Source organism: Halorubrum tibetense (assembly GCF_055396225.1).
Window position 1 is genome coordinate 357,104 of the sequence record NZ_AP043742.1, and the last position, 17,031, is coordinate 374,134.

Sequence of the window (17,031 nt, forward strand, 5' to 3'; positions counted from 1 at the left end):
TGTGGGCGCGGAAGCTACAAACGGCTCCGTGCCGAACGGGGACGTATGTCATCCTCACTCGCCGACGAACCCGTCGAGCCGGCCGACGACGACGCGGAACCGCTTTCGGCCGACGGATACGAACCGCTCCTCGAACGCCTCGGCGACGCCTGGACGGTCGTCGACGGTCACCACCTCGAAGCGACGTACGCGTTCCCCGACTTCGAGACCGCGCTCGCGTTCACCAACGACGTGGGCGAGCTCGCCGAGGCGGAGTGGCACCACCCGGACATCCACCTCTCGTGGGGCGAGGTCCGCATCGAGATGTGGAGCCACGACATCGACGGGCTTCACCGGTCCGACTTCGCGATGGCCGCCCGGATGGACCGGGCGTACGCGGCGTACGCCGACGGGGAGTGACAGTCGGGGGTTCGGCCGATCGCCGGCGAATCGCGCGGGCTCGCGACTCCGGGACGGAGCGACGGCGCAACGGACGCATTTAAATCCCTGCCGGCGAAAATACGGGTCAATGAGCGAGAACGTCTTCCTGGTCCCGGTGGACCCGGAGAACTTCGATCGAACGGTCCGGTCGGCGGTCGATCTCACCGAGTACGACGACCGCCCGGAGCCCCTCGCGGCCGTCGACGAGGCCCGCCTGTGGGCCGTCAGCGACGGCAGCGGCAACGACTCCACGTTCGAGCGCATGGGGCCGGATGACCTCCTCCTGTTCTACCACGACGGCGAGTACGTCGCCACCGGCCGGGTCGGCGAGACGTTCGCCGACGAGGACCGGTGGGTCAGCGGCACGTTCTGGACCGCGTTCCCGACGACGCGGGTGTACACGGTGGAGTCGTTCACGCCCGTCTCCGTCCCGAAACGCGGCGTGAACACGATCTTCGACTACTCGGCATCGTACACGCCCGGGTTCATGCGGGTCGCCGACAGTCGCGTGACGCGGGACCTCTCGACGATCGAGACCGCGCTCGACGCCTACACGAAAAAGAACCGGCCGGCGGACGACTGACGGGTCAGCCCCCGGAGGACTGACCGGTCGGCCCCGGACGACTGACCGGTCGCGCGATCGAACCGCCACCGACGGTTCTCCCGTCGATCACGCCGCGTCCAGCAGCGCCTCGTACGCCGGGCCGTACCGCCCGGCGACGGTCGCCGGTCGCGCCCGTTCCTCCCCCGACAACGCCGGCAGGCCGACCGTCGCGACCGATTCGATCATGTCGGTCACCGCGTCCGTGTGCTCCTCTAAGCGTCCCTCGCGCGCGCTCCCGGCGGCGACTCGCCGGGCCTTCGCGTACCTGTCACCGGCGTAGATCCGTGCGCGGCCGGGGTCGACCACCGCGACCGCGTCGATCCCGACATCGATACCCGAGTCGTCCCGGGTCGACAAGGGCGAGGCCACGTCCGCGTACGACTCGATCACGACCGGGACCGAGGCCCGCGCGACGCGGCCAGCGAGCCGCTCGAAGGCGGGAAGGTACGCCGACGCCATCACCTCGTTGAACTCCCGAACGTCTCTCACGCGTGTCGCGTCCGCGAGCGGTAGCCGGTCGCTCAGCGCCGCCGGTAGGAGTCCGGCCGCCTCAGCTGCGCCGTTGACGACGTACCGGGAGCCGTCGGCCGTCGTTACGCGGTCACAGAGGAACGTCCGGTCGGCGTCACCGAGCATACCGGTTCGACCCGGTGTCGGCCGCCAGAGACGGTGAACGGGATTGATCGACTCGGGCGCGATCGCGTCGGCTCCCGGGTCGAGCGGCCGAGTGCTCGCCGCCGCGAGCCGTCGGGCGTCCTTCCCGTATAGTCGACCCGCGTCGGTGGCGACCCGGACGTCGTCGTGATCGAACCAGTAGTCGTTGCCGGCGCGGGGTTTCACGCCGACGACGTCGCCGGTGGCGGGTCCCGTCGATCCCGCCGAGTTCGCCGGGTTCGACGGTCCCGCCGAGTTCGCCGACTCGGCCGCGCCGTCGTCGACCGACCCCGAGAGGAACGCCACGAGCCCGGTCGAGAACGTCGTCTTGCCGGCGTCGACGCGGGAGCCGCCGGCAACGAGGAGCATCGGTCCCCCGTCGGAACCGTCGCCGGCACCGGTGTCGTCTACGCGCCCGGTCACTGGTCGCCGTCGGCGCCGTCGACGCCGGGGCTCGCTCCGTTTGCTCCGTCCGTCTCGCCGGCACGGTCCGATTCGTCGGTCGCTTCGACGGCCTCCGGCGCGACCCCGTAGTAGCCTGGCCCCTCCTCCGATAACGGCTCCGCGATCACGAGCTCGTCGCTGTGGACCATCACCCACGGCACCGCCCAGTCGATGAGCACGGCCTCGGTGTCGTCGTCGACCTCGGCGTCCGGCTCCAACCCCTGGAGCATCCGCGCGATCTCGGGGATCGTGTACAGCAGATCCGGCTCGAACAGCTCCGCCGGCGTGTAGAAGTCACACGGGAACGTCTCGTCGAACCGTGACTTGGGTTCGGGCATGGGCCGCGCTACGTGTGCGACGCCGTAAACCCTCGCGATACGCGCGGCCCCGCTCGGTCGGGACGGACGGGATCCGACCCGAACTGCCGGACGCCGCGTTGGTCGGGATCACGGCACGGTCGCGCCGCTGCTCGCGTGACGGCGCACGAAAGAAAACGGAACTCGACGCGTGGCCCCGCGGGTGGCGGGGTTACTCGAACAGCTCGACGGCCTGCTCGTAGCGGGTGGACGGCTCCTCCCAGTCGACGACCTCGAAGAAGTTGTCGACGAACTCGCCGCGAGCCGGGCCGTAGTCGTGGTAGTAGGAGTGCTCCCAGACGTCCAGCGCGAGGATCGGGTGACCGCCCCAGATCGCACCCTGGTCGTGCTTGTCGACCACGACGTTGCGGAGCTGGTTCGAGAACGTGTCGTACACCAGAAGCGCCCAGCCGCTCGCCGCGGAGGCCGCCGCCTCGAACTCGCCTCGCCAGGCGTCGTACGAGCCGAAGTCCTCCTCGATGCGGTCGGCGAGCGCGCCCTCGGGCTCGTCGCCACCCTCCGGCGACATGTTCTGCCAGAACAGGTCGTGAAGGATGTGACCCGAGGAGTTGTGCGTCACGCTTCGGATCGCGCCGGCGGACGAGGAGAAGTCGTGTTCCTCACGGTTCCCCGCGAGCGTCTCCTCGGCAGCGTTCCAGCCGTTCACGTAGCTCTGGTGGTGCGTGTCGTGATGCCATTCGAGTACCTGCTCGGAGATGTGGGGTTCCAGCGCGTCGTAATCGTACGGAAGGGGATCGAGTTCGTAGCTCATATCTGATTCACCTATCCATACACACGGACGGATACCTGTTAAAGATAATGCGGCACGCGATACCACACGTCACCGGACGTGAGCGTCACCGGCTTACGTGAGCGTTATCGGTGTGATAGCGGTTCGTACCGAGACGAGTCGAGCCCCGATCCGGAACGATCAGATAACCGTCAGTGGTTACATCAGTTCACACGGCGCGAAGCCGCGCCGCGCTCGATACGGTGGGACTGGGATTTGAACCCAGGAAGCCGTGAGGCTACCGGTTTTCAAGACCGGCGCAATAGGCCACTCTGCCATCCCACCACGCATCGGGATGTCGAGACGCCGGGACTAATGGGTATCGGTGTCGGGCGGGCCGTCGTGCCCGCCACCGGCGTCGTTCCGCCTTCGTGTACGCCCCGCGACGGGACGATTCGCTCGCTCGTATTTACATCCCTTATAAGGAACACGCGTGCGTCGGCGTCGCCGACGGGTCGCGATCGCTCACGGACTCCGTGGCAATTCGGTCGCCCACTCGTTCGGCGATCACGGGCGTGGTATATAACCGGTCCCCGGCGCTGGGTACCCTCGATCGCCGGAACACACGGCGCTCCACCGCTCCATTCGGAGTCCGTGTCCTCCCGCGAACGGTTATAAGCAGTCGTCGACCGCGCCGTCGCCACGGTCGTCGCCCCGACCGGGGTGGCGGGGTTTTTGCCCGCGGAGCGGGAACGACCGAGCATGAGCCACGACAGACGCGAATCCGGGTTCAAGCGACGGACCCGGGTCGAGGAGGCGCTGGCGACGCTGCTCGACGACATCGAGCCACACGACCGAGTGGAGACGGTGTCGCTCGGCGAGGCGGACGGGCGAGTGCTCGCCGAGCCGGTCGACGCGCCCGCGCCGGTGCCGAGCTACGACCGCGCGGCGATGGACGGGTACGCGGTGCGCGCCGAGGACACGTTCGGCGCGTCCGACCGGTCGCCCGCCGTGCTCCGAACGACCGACGGCGACGTCGATCCGGGCGAGGCCACCCGGGTCCACACCGGGAGCGCGCTCCCCGACGGCGCGGACGCCGTCGTGATGATCGAACACGTCGAGGCGGTCGGTGCGGAGCTGGAGGCGTTCGACGCGGTCGCCGCCGGCGAGAACGTCGGCCCGGCGGGCGAGGACGTCGCCGACGGCCAGCGACTTTACGACGCCGGCGCGACGCTCCGGCCCTCGGACCTCGGGCTGCTCAAATCCGTCGGGCTCGACGCCGTCCCGGTGTACGAGCCGCCGACGGTCGCCGTGATCCCGACCGGCGAGGAGCTCGTCCAGTCGGACCCGGACCCGGGCGAAGTGATCGAGACGAACGGGCTCACCGTCTCCCGGCTCGTCGGGCGGTGGGGCGGTGACGCCCGCTATCGCGACGTGGTCACGGACGACGAGGAGGCGCTCGCGGCGGCGATCGAGCGCGACCTCGACGCCGACATCGTGGTCACCACCGGCGGCTCATCCGTCGGCGAACGCGACCTCATCCCCGAGGTGGTCGACGGTATCGGTGAGGTGCTCGTCCACGGCGTCGCGCTCAAACCCGGCCATCCGGTGTGTCTCGGCCGGGCGTCGGGGACGCCGGTCCTCTCGCTTCCCGGCTACCCCGTCGCGTGTATCGTCAACGCGGTCCAGTTCCTCCGCCCGACACAGAAGCGGGTCGCCGGGACCGACCCCGCCCCGTTCCCCACCCGACGCGCACGGCTGGACCGGAAGATCGCGAGCGAGCCCGGGACGCGGACGTTCGCCCGGGTTCGGCTGTCGGACGAGTCGACCGAGTCGGATGGGTCGACCGAGTCGGATTGGTCGACCGAGTCGGATGGGTCGCCCACTGCGAGCGGGACGAGCGACGGACCGTCGACCGTCGCGACCCCGACCCGCGCGAGCGGCTCCGGCGTGCTCTCCAGCGTCGCGCTCGCGGACGGGTGGGTCGTCGTTCCGGAGTCGGTCGAGGGGTTCGACGCCGGCCGGGTCGTCGACGTGGAGCTGTGGGAGGTGACCGAATGAGCGACCGCAAGGAGTTCCGCGACCTCGCCGAGCCGGCCGCCGCCCGCGACGCCATCGCCTCGCTGGATCTCACGCCAGATCCCGAGTCGGTCCCGCTCGACGAGGCGCGCGGCCGCGTGCTGGCCGAACGGGTCGACGCCGGAACCGACGTCCCGGGGTTCGATCGGGCGTCGATGGACGGGTACGCGGTTCGCGCGCGGGACACGTTCGGCGCGGACGAGGCCGACCCCGTGACGCTCGATCTGGTCGGTGCGGTCCACGCGGGCGTCGAACCCGACGTGACCGTCGAACCGGGGACGTGTGCCGAGGTGTCGACCGGCGCGGTGATGCCAGACGGGGCCGACGCCGTGGTGATGGTGGAGCGAACCGACACGGTCGAGGACGCGGGCGCGACCCGGATCGCGTTCCGGACCGCGGTCGCGCCGGGCGATCACGTGATGGTCGCCGGCGCGGACATCGCCGCGGGGGCCCGCGCGCTCGGCCCCGGAACCCGGTTGACACCCCGCGAGATCGGGCTGCTCTCCGCGCTCGGGCGCGACGAGGTCCCGGTCCGGGGCCGCCCGACCGTCGGGATCGTCTCGACGGGCGACGAGCTCGTTCGCCCCGGCGAGGAGCTCAACCCCGACCGTGGGGAGATATACGACGTCAACTCGACGACGATCGCCGCGGGCGTCGCCGAGGCGGGCGGCGAGCCGGTGTTGTATCCGCACGCGGGCGACGATTACGCCGAGATGGAGCGGATCCTGCGTGAGGCGGCCGACGAGTGCGATCTCGTCCTCTCGTCGGGGTCGACGTCCGCTAGCGCGGTCGACGTGATCTACCGCGTGATCGAGGAACGCGGCGAGCTCCTCCTCCACGGCGTCGCGGTCAAACCGGGAAAGCCGATGCTGATAGGCCGGCTCGACCGCGGCGACGGCGGCGAGTCCGCGTACGTCGGGCTTCCCGGCTACCCGGTTTCCGCGCTCACCATCTTCCGCACGTTCGTCACCCCCGCGATCCGCGAGGCCGCCGGCCTGCCGGAGCCGCGGACTGCCACCGTCGAGGGTCGGATGGCGGCCGGCGAGCGCTACGCCGAGGGTCGTCTCCGATACATGCCCGTCGGCCTGCTCGACATCGGCACGGAAGCCGAGGGGAGCGACAGCGACCGGCCGCTCGTCTACCCCGTCGACAAGGGGTCCGGCGCGACGACCAGCCTCGTCGAGGCCGACGGCGTGGTCGCCGTCGACCCGGATACGGAGTACCTCAACGCGGGCGAGTCCGTCTCCGTCCAGCTGTTCTCGCCCGACGTCCGGCCGCCGACGCTGCTCGGCGTCGGCGAGGACGACCCCGCGCTCAACCGCCTGCTCGACCGACTGGAACGCCCCCGATACCTCCCCGTCGGCTCCCGTGAGGGGCTCCGTCGGCTCCGTGACGGCGTCCCGGACGTCGCCGTCGTCGCCGGACCAACCGACCGCGAGGTCGACAGCGTCGACCTCGGCGGCTGGAGCCGGGGGTGGGGGCTCGTCGTCCCGGACGGGAACCCCGAGGGGGTCGACGGGCTCGCCGAGCTCGTCGACCGCGACCTCCGGTTCGTCAACCGGTCGTCCGACAGCGGGCTCCGTCGGAGCCTCGACGCGGCGGTCGACGAGCTCGCCGCCGAACGCGACGTCTCACGGCGCGCGCTCACCGACGGGATCGACGGCTACGACCGCACCGTCCGGGCGTTCGAGAGCCCCGTCCGGACGGTCGTCCGCGGCGACGCCGACGTCGGCCTCGGGCTCCGGGAGACGGCCGAGCGACTCGGCTGTGGGTTCGTCCCGCTCGGCGACCAGACGGTCACCGTCCGTGCGGCACCGGATCGCGCCGACCGCGACGCGGTCGCGGCCCTCGACGCGGCGCTCGACGGGATCGACGCGATCACGAGTGGGCTCGCCGGGTACTCGGTGTAACCCCGGCGCGTCAGTCGCGGAACAGCCGAAACGAGCCCTGGCCGACGACGACCTCCGCGGAGCCGTTCTCGGTCGTGCTCGTCACCGTCATGTCGCTGACGCCGATCGAGCCGCCCGCCCGGACGACCTCGGCCTCGGCTCGGAGGTCGCCGGTCGCCGGCCGGAGGTAGTTCGCGTTGAGGTTCACCGTCGCCACGCCGCCGGAGAGGGGGTCCTCGAACGCCGTCCGTTGGGCGACGCCGCCCGCGGTGTCGATCAGGGTCGCGGCGACGCCGCCGTGGATCGTCCGCCCGTCCGTGTTCGTCAGCTTCTCGTCGAACGGGATCGACATCACGATCCGGCCGCGCTCGACGACGTCAACCGACGTGTTTAGCCACGAGAGATAGCCGTGTTCCTCCTCGATCCGGCGCTGGACGTACTCCGTCGCCGCCGACGGGATCGGGTCCATGTCGGCGATATCGCGATCGACCATGTCCCCCCGTCGCCGCCGGGACGCTTGTAACCCGGGGAACCGGTCGAAACCTCCCGTCGGTTGATCGGCTCGGAAACGTTACCGAGGACTCCACACGTGCTGGGGCAGGCAACGTCTCATGTAGCATGACGCGGCATCCGACGCGTGACCTGACGGGTCGCCCGCGGTGGCCGAGACGGGAGTCCGGCGCACCGCCGCGGGTGTCGCGGCCGCGCGCCGGCTGTTCGCCATCGATCGGATCGTGTTCCGGGCTCTTCGAGTCACGTCTAGAGGCTCACCGACCGCCGAGCCGGACCGGGTCGTCGCTCGGTTCGACCCGGACCGTTACCGTCTCCCCGACGTCGAACGTGGTGTCCGGACACACGAGCTTCGCCCCGCAGCGAGGAGCGCGAGCGGCGAACAGCGAGAGGCCGACGATCCGCTCGCCGTTCGCGACCACGTCGATCGGGGCCCACTCGACCGTAGCGACCGGTGTCGGTGTCCCCGACGCGTCCGCGGAGCCAGCCTTCCGCGCGGCTCGGGCGGTCGCGACCGTACCGACCTCGGTTCCCCACAGCGACAGCGACTCGCCCGACCGAGTCGACCCGAATCCGCCGCCGCCCGCATAGTGGGCCAGCCCGCCGTCGAGCGGCACGCCCTCGTCGCTCCGAACCGCGACGAACGGCGCTCCGGAGCCGGGGTGCGTCGGGGCGTCGAGCACCGCGTGTGTCGGCCCGGTTTCGACGACCGTCCCCGTCCCGCCCCACGTGACGCCACCGACCGCGACGCCGACCGACACCGGGAGTGACCCGCTCGCTCGCAACGGGTTCGACCCCGGCGGCCGAAAGCCGAGGTGAACGTGGTCGTCGACCCACTGGCCGAAAAAGCCCGACCGCGTCGTCGGGCCGAGGACGTCACCGACCGCGACTCGGTCGCCCGGTTCGACCGCCGGGATCACGTGGAGCATCCGAGCGACGGTCCCAGGGTCGGCACCCGCACGGTGGCACCACTCGTCGTCGAGGTCGACGAGGATCAGGTGGTCGGTCGCCGCCGCGTACGAACGGTCCGGACAGCCGACGGTTCGGGTCTCACGTACGACTCCAGCGACTGGAGAGCGTCCGAGCTCCCCCTCGGGATAGAGATCGATCGCGCACCCGTCGTCGTGAGCCGGATACGGGGAGTTGTAGATCGAAAAGCGCCGGTACGGGTCGAACGACCCGGCGGGGAGGCGGACGGTCATATCCACGCCAGGGGACGGACCGAAATGTGGCCGTCGGAACCGGCGGAGTGTCGAGATCGTCGAGCGACGGCTCCGGAGGGGATGCCACTCGTCGCCACAGTCATGTCGTCACTCCTCGACGACCTCGATCCCGCCGATCTCGAAGCAGGCACCCTCGGTGGGACCGTCGACCGTCTCGACGGACCAGTCGTGTGCCTCGGCGATGTCGCTGACGATCGCCAGCCCGAGCCCGGTTCCGCCGCCGAGCGACACTCCCCGCTCGAACACGCGACCCCGCTCGTCGTCCGGGATCCCGGGACCGTCGTCACAGACCCGCAACGCGAGGCTGTCGCCATCCTGGGTCGCGGTCACGGTGACCGTCACGTCGTCGCCGCCGTGTTCGATCGCGTTGCGGAACAGGTTCGCGACGAGCTGCTGGAGTCGCTCCTCGTCCGCGAGAACCGTCTCGTTCCGGAGGTCGACCACGAGCGTCGCCGGCCCCGTCTCCAAGCGCGACCAGACGGTGCGGATCGAGCCATCGATCGCGACCCGTTCGAGCGTGTCGACGGCCTTCCCCGCGGTCGCGAGCGAAAGCAACCCCTCGATCAGCTCGTCCATCCGCTCGTGTGCGTTCGTCGCCCGTTCGAGCGCGTCGTCCTTGTCGCCCTCGCTGACACGCGCCAGCTCGACGGCAGCGGTCGCGGCCGCGAGCGGGTTCCGGAGGTCGTGTGAGACGACACCGGCGAACTCCTCGAGCCGGTCGTTCTGTCGTTCGAGCTGCGTCTCCCGGCGTTCTAATGCCGCCTGTCGCTGTTCCCTCGCCGTCACGTCACGGAGCAGAAAGACGTGCCCCCGATCCGTTCCACGGGGGTCCGTGATCGGGTCCTCTTGGATGTCGAACTGCCGGTCGTTCATCGTGATCGGGTGGCTGTCGCCGGCCTCCAACCGTGGGAACGCATCGGACAGCGATTCACCGACCGCTTCGTCGGGGAGGAGCCGCTTCGCCGCGGGGTTGAGATCACGGATGCGTCCGTCTGACCCAGCGACGATCACGGGGTCCTGCATGACTTCCACCGCGGTGTCTCGGGCGACAACGGCGGCGTCGAGCGTCCCCAACCAGAACACGACACCGTAGAGGAACACGCCGTGGACGACGAACGCCGCTGGCGCCCACTCGAGGTTCGCATAGCTCCCGAAATCGATGACCGTGACGAGACCTGCGAGGAGCGGAAACAACGCCCCGAGGAGGACGACGAACGTCTGGAGCCGATATCGGTTCCCGGTTCGTTGATACAGGTCGACGACCACGAGGAGCCCGAACAGGAACAGCCCGTATGCGTACAACACGAACGCGACGGTCGCCGGCCCCGGCGCGAGCTCGATGAGGCTGAACGGCCCGTCGGGCACCGCCTCGAACGAGCGCCGGGCGAGACCGTGTGTCCGGCTCGACCACGCGAGCAGCACCCAGAGGAACGCCGGGGAGACGACTGCGACGACTCGCGACTCCGTTCGCCACTCGTCCCACCCCGCGTATGCGAACGCGAAGTAGAGCCAGATCGCGGGCATCGCGGCGAGAAAGGGTGTCGACAGCTGTAACGCGACCACCATCACCGTGTGACTCCCGCTGGCGATCCGCACGGCGTAGAAAAGCGAGAGCAGTCCGCCGCCGAGGAGGTACAAGGAGACCTCCAGGCGACCGGGCTCGTCGCGTTCGGTCCACGCGACGCGGCCGAGCCACAGCCCGATGACCCCGGCGAGCAGGCACGCGAGCAGATACGCCTGCACCGGTAGTGCCCCCAGATCGCTCATCGATACCGGTACGAACCATACCACCGGCAAAACGTTTGCGTCATGCGTATGCGTGACGAACGCAAAGCGCTTGTCGGTCCGACCCGTCGGTGGTGACATGCGCGTGTACCGTGGGCGCGCGGGCGACCCGACACCCGACCGGGAGCGGACGGAGCGGATGCTCTCGAAGGCCCGCGACGGCACGCCGTCGGTCCGCGTGTGGGCCCCGCCGCGCCAGGTCGCTTTCGGGCGTCGGGACGCGCGCGAACCGAACTACGGGACCGCGAGGCGGGCCGCCGCGGACGCCGGATACGTGCCGGTCGAGCGGGACGTCGGGGGGCGAGCGGTGGGGTACACCGGGTGGACCCTCGCGTTCGCCGCGGCGCTGCCTCCGGACTCCGATGCCGCCGCTGGCGGGATCGAAGGTCGATACGACCGCGTCTCGGGGACCGTCGCGTCGGCCCTCGAAACCCTCGGGGCGTCCGTGATCGACGGCGAGCCGGCGGCGTCGTTCTGTCCCGGAGCCCACTCGTTACGGGTCGCCGGATCCGGCGGTAAGGTCGCTGGGGTCGCCCAACGCGTCCGGTCCGACGCGGTACTCGTTGCCGGCTGTCTGGTGGTGACGCGGGAGGAGGCGGCCGCGCTCGGATCCGTGTTGGGTCCCGTGTACGACGCACTTGAAGTCCCGTTCGACCCGGCGTCGGTCGGGTGCATCGAGGACGCGGGCGGGCCGCCGGACCACCGATCCGTCGCGCGAGCGGTCGAGTCGGGACTCGTGGCGATGGTCCGTGGTGACCGGGAACCGTGCGGGCTCCGGACGGCGGGGGGCGAGCCGAGCGACGAACCGAACCACGAGCCGGGTGACGGACGCGTCGACCCGTCGATCGAGACCGTGCGCGTCGGCTCCGAGCCCTGGTGAGCCGCCGGAGACGGTCGCGACGGCGATCGATCGGCGTGTCGAGGTTTCGACGTGCTTTTTATTCGCGGGCGTCTCGACTCGGTCATGGCTGAATTCAAAGTCGTCATCGCCGACCCCGAAACCGGCGAGACGTTCCAGCGAGAGGTCGACGGACAGGACGCGAACCGGTTCCTCGGCCGCGAGCTCGGCGACGAGATCGACGGCGACGCCGTCGGACTCTCCGGGTACACGATCGAGCTCACCGGCGGCTCCGACGAGACTGGCCGTCCGATGCGCGCCGACGTCTCCGGCACCCGCCTGAAGGAGCTCCTGCTCGAGGGTGGCGTCGGGTTCAAGCCGAGCCGCGACGGGGAGCGCAAGCGGATCACCGTCCGCGGCCGCGAGATCGACAACGACATCGCACAGATCAACGCCTCGGTCGTCGACGGTGACGGCGGGGTCGCGGCCGCGCTGGGCGAGGGCGACGCGGACGCGGACGCCGACGAGTAACCCGACTGGATGCCTCGCGTTCCCTCCGACGACGAGAGCGTCGCGTCCGTCCGTGTCGATCTCGCGCGGAGCGGCGGCACCCGCCGTCCCTGCGTACGGATCCCGACCGATGCGGAACTCGACGGCCGGGTCGAATCGGGGACGTGTGACCGGTTGGAGCTGGAGCCCGGCGACCTCGTTCGCGTCGTTATCGACGGCGACGAGCGACACGCCCGCGTCGAGTCCGACTCGCGCGGCCGGCTTCTCCGCGGCGCGTTCGACGACCGGCGGCGGGCGCGAAGCGGGACGGAGGGACCGAACCGGCTAACCGAGTGGCTCGCCGATATCGACCGCGACCCGGGCGACGTCGTCGTGCTGGACGTGGTGGTCCCCGGCGAACTGTACGGCCTCCGGGCCCCCGGCGAGCGGACGATGTACGACGCGACACGTGGCCCCCGCTCGTCGCTCGCGGACATCGCTCGTGACCTCGACGATTTATAAGTGAACGGTCGCGGAGCAGTTGGCGCGGAGCGACCCGTACTTCCGGGTGTGGATACCATAGATCGCTGCTGTGAGGAGCATTCACGTACCGATGGACGTGGCGGCGGTCGAGTATATAAATCGGTGTGGTGGCGCGCCCGCGAGGTCGTCGGGCGAAGCCCGACTGCCAGAGGGACTTTTGACAGTCAGGTGAACGACCGTCACCAACCCGCTCGGACCCATATAAATAGGCGATGCCGACCCGCTCGGACCCTTATAAATAGGCGATGCCGATCCATCCGGTCCCGGTATCGATCGCCGCGCTCCGTCCGTTGCGTGGTTCGTGGGTACTGAGACCTGCGACGGTCGGGTCAGCACGCGTTCGGCCACGAAGGCTCGCAACAGTGCTCTTATTCTCGTTCGGCCCCGAAACCAGGGTATGAAAGAGGTCGACGCGGAGCTGACGGCGCTCGACCGCGGGATCATCAACGCGTTTCAGGGTGGATTCCCGGTGACGACGCGGCCGTTCGACGCGGCCGCCGAGGCGCTTCGGGACCGCGGTGTGGCAGTGACGGGACCGGAGCTGTGCGACCGGGTCCGGGAGCTCGACGAGGAGGGGATCCTCTCGCGGTTCGGCGCGCTCGTGAACGCCGAGGAGATCGGTGGCGCGGCCTCGCTGGTCGCGATGCACGCCCCCGAAGACCGGTTCGAGGAGATCGTCGAGATCGTGAACGGCTTCACCGAGGTCGCCCACAACTACGAGCGGGAACACCCGCACCTCAACGTCTGGTTCGTCGTGAGCGTCGCGGACCATCCGGACCCGGACAAGGACGGCAACGATCGGGTCGAAGCGGTACTCGACGAGATCGAGTCGGCGACCGGCCAGGAGACGTACAACCTGCCGAAACAACGGGAGTTCCACGTCGGGGCGAAGTTCCTCGTCGACGGGCCGGTTCCCGAGGGCGACGTCGATCTCTCCGGGCTCGCACCCGATGTCGAACCGACGGACCGATCGACGCTCACGCCCGAGGAGCGCGACCTCGTCGTCGAGATACAGGGCGGACTCCCGATCACGGAGACGCCGTACGCCGACGTCGCGGCGGCGCTCGACACCGACGCTGACTGGGTGATCGAGACGATTGAGCGGTTCCGTCGGGAGGGGAAAGTCCGCCGCGTCGGCGTGATCCCGAACCACTACGCGCTCGGCTACACGGAGAACGGGATGACCGTCTGGAACGTGCCCTCGGACGCCCTCGACGAGGTAGGCCCCGCCGTGGCCGACCTCGGGTTCGTCACCCACTGTTACGAGCGCCCGCGACACGCCGGGGTGTGGGAGTACAACTTCTTCGCGATGACACACGGGCGAACGGAGGCGGAGAGCGAACGGCGGGTCTCGCAGGTCCGCGACGTGATGGCCGAGTTCTGGGACGTCTCCGCCGACGACTGGGACACGCTGTTCTCGACGCGGATCCTGAAGAAGACCGGGATCCGGATCGACGAGCGAGCCAGCAGCAACACGGTGTGACCGCCGCCGCCGACCCGTGGGGCGTCGCGTCGATACGCGACGACTCGTCCACGAGAACGAATACACGGACGAATCAACAGCCGATCACACGGTCCGATCCATGACACCGCTGTACCACGACCTCTCGGACGCGACCGTCCTCGTGTTTGGGGGCGGAACCGTCGGAACCCGAAAGGCGCTCGGGTTCGCTGCCGACGCGAACGCCGTCGTCGTCGTCAGCCCCGCGTTCACCGACCGGCTGGTGGACGGGGAAGGGGTTGATCTCGTTCGTGCCGCTCCCGGCGCGGACGACGTCGGCGCGTGGATCGACCGGACGTCGCCCGCGATCGTCGTCGCCGCGACGGACGACCGGGCGGTGAACGCGGCCGTCGAGGCGGCGGCGCTCGACGCCGGGATCTTGGTGAATCGAACGGACGTCTCAGGCGGTCGGAAGCCGGGAAGCGTCGTCGTTCCGGCGACGGTCGAGGACGACCCGGTGGCGGTCGCGATATCGACCGGGGGGGCGAGCCCCGCCCTCTCGAAGGCGCTCCGCCAGCGGATCGAAGCCGAGATCGCCGGCGCGGGCGCGATGGCCGACCTCTCGGGGGACCTGCGTCGGGAGCTGTCGGACCGGGGCGTCGATCCCGAAACACGGCGGGACGCGATCCGTCGCGTCGTGCGATCCGAAGGGGTTTGGAAGGCTTTACAAAAGGGGAGATCCAACGGGCGTCAAGAGGCTCACAACGTGATCGAGGAGGTCGTCGACCGATGAAAGAGACTGGAGCGATCCGCGGGGTGAGCGTCGCCCACTCCGCCGCGACGGTCGACGAGATCGAGTCGGCCGGCGGCGACGGCGTCCGCGCCACCGTGTCGGACCTGCTCGCACGCGACGGCGTCGAAGAGGCGTTCGCGCTCCAGACGTGTAACCGGTCGGAGGCGTTCGTCGTGACGAACCGGACCACGGACGGGAGCGCGGCGCTCGAGTCGTTCGCGCCGGACGTACGTGGGGCGGCGGTCCGGCAGTTCGACCACGAGGAGAGCCTGGAACACCTGATGCGCGTCGCCGCCGGGCTCGAGTCGCTCGTCCTCGGCGAGGACCAGATAATCGGTCAGGTCCGGGAGGCGTACGAGGAGTCCCGAGCCGCCGGCGGCATCGGCCCCGTCTTGGAGGACGCGGTGACGAAGGCGCTCCACGTCGGTGAGCGTGCACGGACGGAGACGTCGATAAACGAGGGCGTCGTCTCGCTCGGTTCGGCGGCGGTTCGGCTCGCGGCCGACGAGCTCGACCTCGCCGACGGGACGGCGGTCGTCGTCGGTGCCGGCGAGATGGGGACGCTCGCGGCGCGCAGCTTGGACGAGACGCCAGTCGGGGAGATCATCGTTGCGAACCGGACGGTTCCGAACGCCGCGTTCGTCGCGGAGGAGGTCGACACCGAGTCGGCGGCGGTCCCCTTGAGCGACCTCCCGGCGGTGGTCCCCGAGGCCGACCTCGTGATCACCGCGACCGGGAGTCCGGATTCCGTGCTCGGCACGACCCATTTCGACGGTCCCGACCGGACCGTCTGTATCGATATCGCCCAGCCGCGCGATGTCGACCCCGCGGTCGGGTCGCTGTCGGCGGTGTCGCTGTACGATATCGACGCGTTGGAGGACGTCACCCGCAAGACACGCGAACGACGCGAGACCGAGGCCCGCGAGGTCGAGGCGATCATCGACGCCGAGCTCGACCGGATACTTCAGGCGTACAAGCGCAAGCGGGCCGACGACGCGATCTCCGCGATGTACGCCGGCGCCGACCGCGTGAAAGAGCGCGAGCTCGGCCGCGCGCTCACGAAGCTCGACGCACAGGGCGATCTGACCGACGAGCAGCGCGAGACCGTCGAGTCGATGGCCGACGCGCTCGTCGGCCAGCTGCTCGCCGCGCCCACCCGGTCGCTTCGGGACGCCGCCGGCGAGGACGACTGGGAGACGATACGGACCGCGCTGCACCTGTTCGACCCCGAGTTCGACGCGCCCCCGGAAATCCCCGGCGAGGACGGGACCGGGCCGATGTCGGCTGACGCACCCGCAGACGCACCCCCCGGTGCGCCGTTCGACGCCGCCACCGACTTCTCCACCGAGGAAGTCGACGACTGACCGATCCACCCGTCTCGCCGACTGACCGGATCCCTTTCCTACCGCCGACCGTACGGCGACCCATGGAGTTACACGCCGTCGTCGACCGGTTGGACGATGAGCTCGAAACCGAGGCGTACGCCGATGTCGACGCGAGCGCGAACGGGTTACAGGTCGGTCCGGGTGGTGACGGAACCACTCCCGAGCGCACGGTCGACCACGTGGCGTTCGCGGTCGACGCGGCGACGGCGACGATCGACGCGGCAGCCGACGCCGGCGCGGATCTCCTCGTCACCCATCACGGCGTCTCGTGGGGCGGTATCGAACACGTCACGGGACAGACGTACGACCGGATCGCGGCGCTCGTCGAGCACGACATGGCGTTGTACGTCTCACACCTGCCGCTCGACGGACACGCGACGCTCGGCAACGCGGCCGGCGTCGCGGACGCCGTCGGGCTCTCGGAGCGGGAGCCGTTCGGGACGATCGGACCGGTGACGATCGGCACGATGGGCGAGACGCACGAACCCCTCCCGACGGACGCGATCCGCGAGCGACTCGACGGTTTCGACGGTGCCGAGGCAGGGAGTGGAACTCGCGTGCTGGCGTTCGGTCCCGATCGGATCGAGCGAGTCGCGGTGGTCACCGGTTCCGGGACGGACTGGCTCGACGAGGCGGTCGAGGCGGGCGCGGACGCGCTGATCACCGGGGAGGGGAAACAGCAGGTGTACCACGACGCGCGCGAAGCGGGCGTGACGGTGTATCTGGCCGGCCACTACGCGACCGAGACGTTCGGCGTCCGGTCGCTGCGGTCGCTCGCGAACGACTGGGACGTGGAGACGACGTACGTGAGTCATCCGACCGGGCTGTAGCCCCCGAGCGAACGCAAC

At 70.0% G+C, this 17,031-nt stretch carries 17 protein-coding genes and 1 tRNA gene; 11 read left to right on the plus strand and 7 right to left on the minus strand.

The genetic code is table 11. The features are described from left to right. Nucleotides 1-45 precede the first annotated feature (45 nt). Nucleotides 46-399: a 4a-hydroxytetrahydrobiopterin dehydratase gene (locus ACZ5TV_RS01730; RefSeq protein ID WP_379783779.1), complete on the plus strand. Its 354-nt coding sequence runs from the start codon at nt 46-48 to the stop codon at nt 397-399. A 109-nt stretch (nt 400-508) separates the two neighbouring features. After that, nucleotides 509-1,003 carry a hypothetical protein gene (locus ACZ5TV_RS01735; protein ID WP_379783777.1) on the plus strand — a complete coding sequence of 165 codons (495 nt, stop codon included), beginning with the start codon at nt 509-511 and terminating at the stop codon, nt 1,001-1,003. Between the two features lie 87 nt (nt 1,004-1,090). Here the strand turns inward: ACZ5TV_RS01735 and ACZ5TV_RS01740 are convergent, their stop codons facing one another. The 4 genes from ACZ5TV_RS01740 to ACZ5TV_RS01755 form a co-directional block, all read right to left on the minus strand. Beyond that, the gene (locus tag ACZ5TV_RS01740) at nt 1,091-2,047 is read right to left on the minus strand and encodes an ATPase (protein WP_464384326.1); all 957 of its coding nucleotides are present in this window, start codon (nt 2,045-2,047) and stop codon (nt 1,091-1,093) included. A gap of 50 nt (nt 2,048-2,097) precedes the next feature. Further along, the gene (locus ACZ5TV_RS01745; protein ID WP_379783424.1) at nt 2,098-2,460 is read right to left on the minus strand and encodes a DUF5827 family protein; all 363 of its coding nucleotides are present in this window, start codon (nt 2,458-2,460) and stop codon (nt 2,098-2,100) included. A 190-nt stretch (nt 2,461-2,650) separates the two neighbouring features. Next, complete coding sequence (gene sod / locus ACZ5TV_RS01750) at nt 2,651-3,250, minus strand: superoxide dismutase (protein ID WP_379783426.1); 600 nt, start codon at nt 3,248-3,250, stop codon at nt 2,651-2,653. 219 nt (nt 3,251-3,469) lie between these two features. Continuing rightward, nucleotides 3,470-3,553, minus strand: a tRNA-Ser gene (locus ACZ5TV_RS01755). A gap of 417 nt (nt 3,554-3,970) precedes the next feature. Here ACZ5TV_RS01755 and ACZ5TV_RS01760 point away from each other — a divergent pair. Further along, complete coding sequence (locus ACZ5TV_RS01760; protein WP_464384050.1) at nt 3,971-5,269, plus strand: molybdopterin molybdotransferase MoeA; 1,299 nt, start codon at nt 3,971-3,973, stop codon at nt 5,267-5,269. Next, nucleotides 5,266-7,197 carry a molybdopterin biosynthesis protein gene (locus ACZ5TV_RS01765; RefSeq protein WP_464384051.1) on the plus strand — a complete coding sequence of 644 codons (1,932 nt, stop codon included), beginning with the start codon at nt 5,266-5,268 and terminating at the stop codon, nt 7,195-7,197. Before ACZ5TV_RS01760 ends, ACZ5TV_RS01765 begins: the two co-directional genes overlap by 4 nt. A 10-nt stretch (nt 7,198-7,207) precedes the next feature. On the opposite strand, the gene ACZ5TV_RS01770 is transcribed toward ACZ5TV_RS01765, so the two are convergent. The 3 genes from ACZ5TV_RS01770 to ACZ5TV_RS01780 all read right to left on the minus strand — a co-directional run bounded on the left by ACZ5TV_RS01770 (nt 7,208) and on the right by ACZ5TV_RS01780 (nt 10,676). Further along, on the minus strand, nt 7,208-7,669 hold the full coding sequence (locus ACZ5TV_RS01770; RefSeq protein WP_379783807.1) for a PaaI family thioesterase: 462 nt from the start codon (nt 7,667-7,669) through the stop codon (nt 7,208-7,210). Between the two features lie 274 nt (nt 7,670-7,943). Further along, entirely contained in the window at nt 7,944-8,888 is a 945-nt protein-coding gene (locus ACZ5TV_RS01775) for a DUF8155 domain-containing protein (RefSeq protein WP_464384052.1), read from the minus strand. A gap of 108 nt (nt 8,889-8,996) precedes the next feature. Next, nucleotides 8,997-10,676: a sensor histidine kinase gene (locus ACZ5TV_RS01780; RefSeq protein ID WP_379783274.1), complete on the minus strand. Its 1,680-nt coding sequence runs from the start codon at nt 10,674-10,676 to the stop codon at nt 8,997-8,999. Between the two features lie 97 nt (nt 10,677-10,773). Here ACZ5TV_RS01780 and ACZ5TV_RS01785 point away from each other — a divergent pair, with 97 nt between their 5' ends. From ACZ5TV_RS01785 to ACZ5TV_RS01815, 7 genes are all read left to right on the plus strand, one after another. Beyond that, a complete protein-coding gene (locus ACZ5TV_RS01785) occupies nt 10,774-11,574 on the plus strand; it encodes a lipoyl protein ligase domain-containing protein (RefSeq protein WP_464384053.1) in 801 nt (266 codons plus the stop codon). Between the two features lie 84 nt (nt 11,575-11,658). Further along, nucleotides 11,659-12,063, plus strand: a complete 405-nt coding sequence (locus tag ACZ5TV_RS01790) for a 30S ribosomal protein S6e (RefSeq protein WP_379783773.1) — start codon at nt 11,659-11,661, stop codon at nt 12,061-12,063. 9 nt (nt 12,064-12,072) lie between these two features. Beyond that, nucleotides 12,073-12,543, plus strand: coding sequence for a DUF7112 family protein (locus tag ACZ5TV_RS01795; protein WP_464384054.1), 471 nt, complete (start codon nt 12,073-12,075; stop codon nt 12,541-12,543). A 418-nt stretch (nt 12,544-12,961) separates the two neighbouring features. Continuing rightward, entirely contained in the window at nt 12,962-14,047 is a 1,086-nt protein-coding gene (gene ahbB, locus ACZ5TV_RS01800; protein ID WP_379782809.1) for a siroheme decarboxylase subunit beta, read from the plus strand. A gap of 100 nt (nt 14,048-14,147) precedes the next feature. After that, a complete protein-coding gene (locus ACZ5TV_RS01805) occupies nt 14,148-14,798 on the plus strand; it encodes a precorrin-2 dehydrogenase/sirohydrochlorin ferrochelatase family protein (protein ID WP_379782811.1) in 651 nt (216 codons plus the stop codon). Next, nucleotides 14,795-16,162: a glutamyl-tRNA reductase gene (hemA, locus tag ACZ5TV_RS01810; protein ID WP_464384055.1), complete on the plus strand. Its 1,368-nt coding sequence runs from the start codon at nt 14,795-14,797 to the stop codon at nt 16,160-16,162. Before ACZ5TV_RS01805 ends, hemA begins: the two co-directional genes overlap by 4 nt. A 62-nt stretch (nt 16,163-16,224) precedes the next feature. Further along, nucleotides 16,225-17,013, plus strand: coding sequence for a Nif3-like dinuclear metal center hexameric protein (locus tag ACZ5TV_RS01815; protein ID WP_379782439.1), 789 nt, complete (start codon nt 16,225-16,227; stop codon nt 17,011-17,013). Nucleotides 17,014-17,031: the final 18 nt, after the last annotated feature.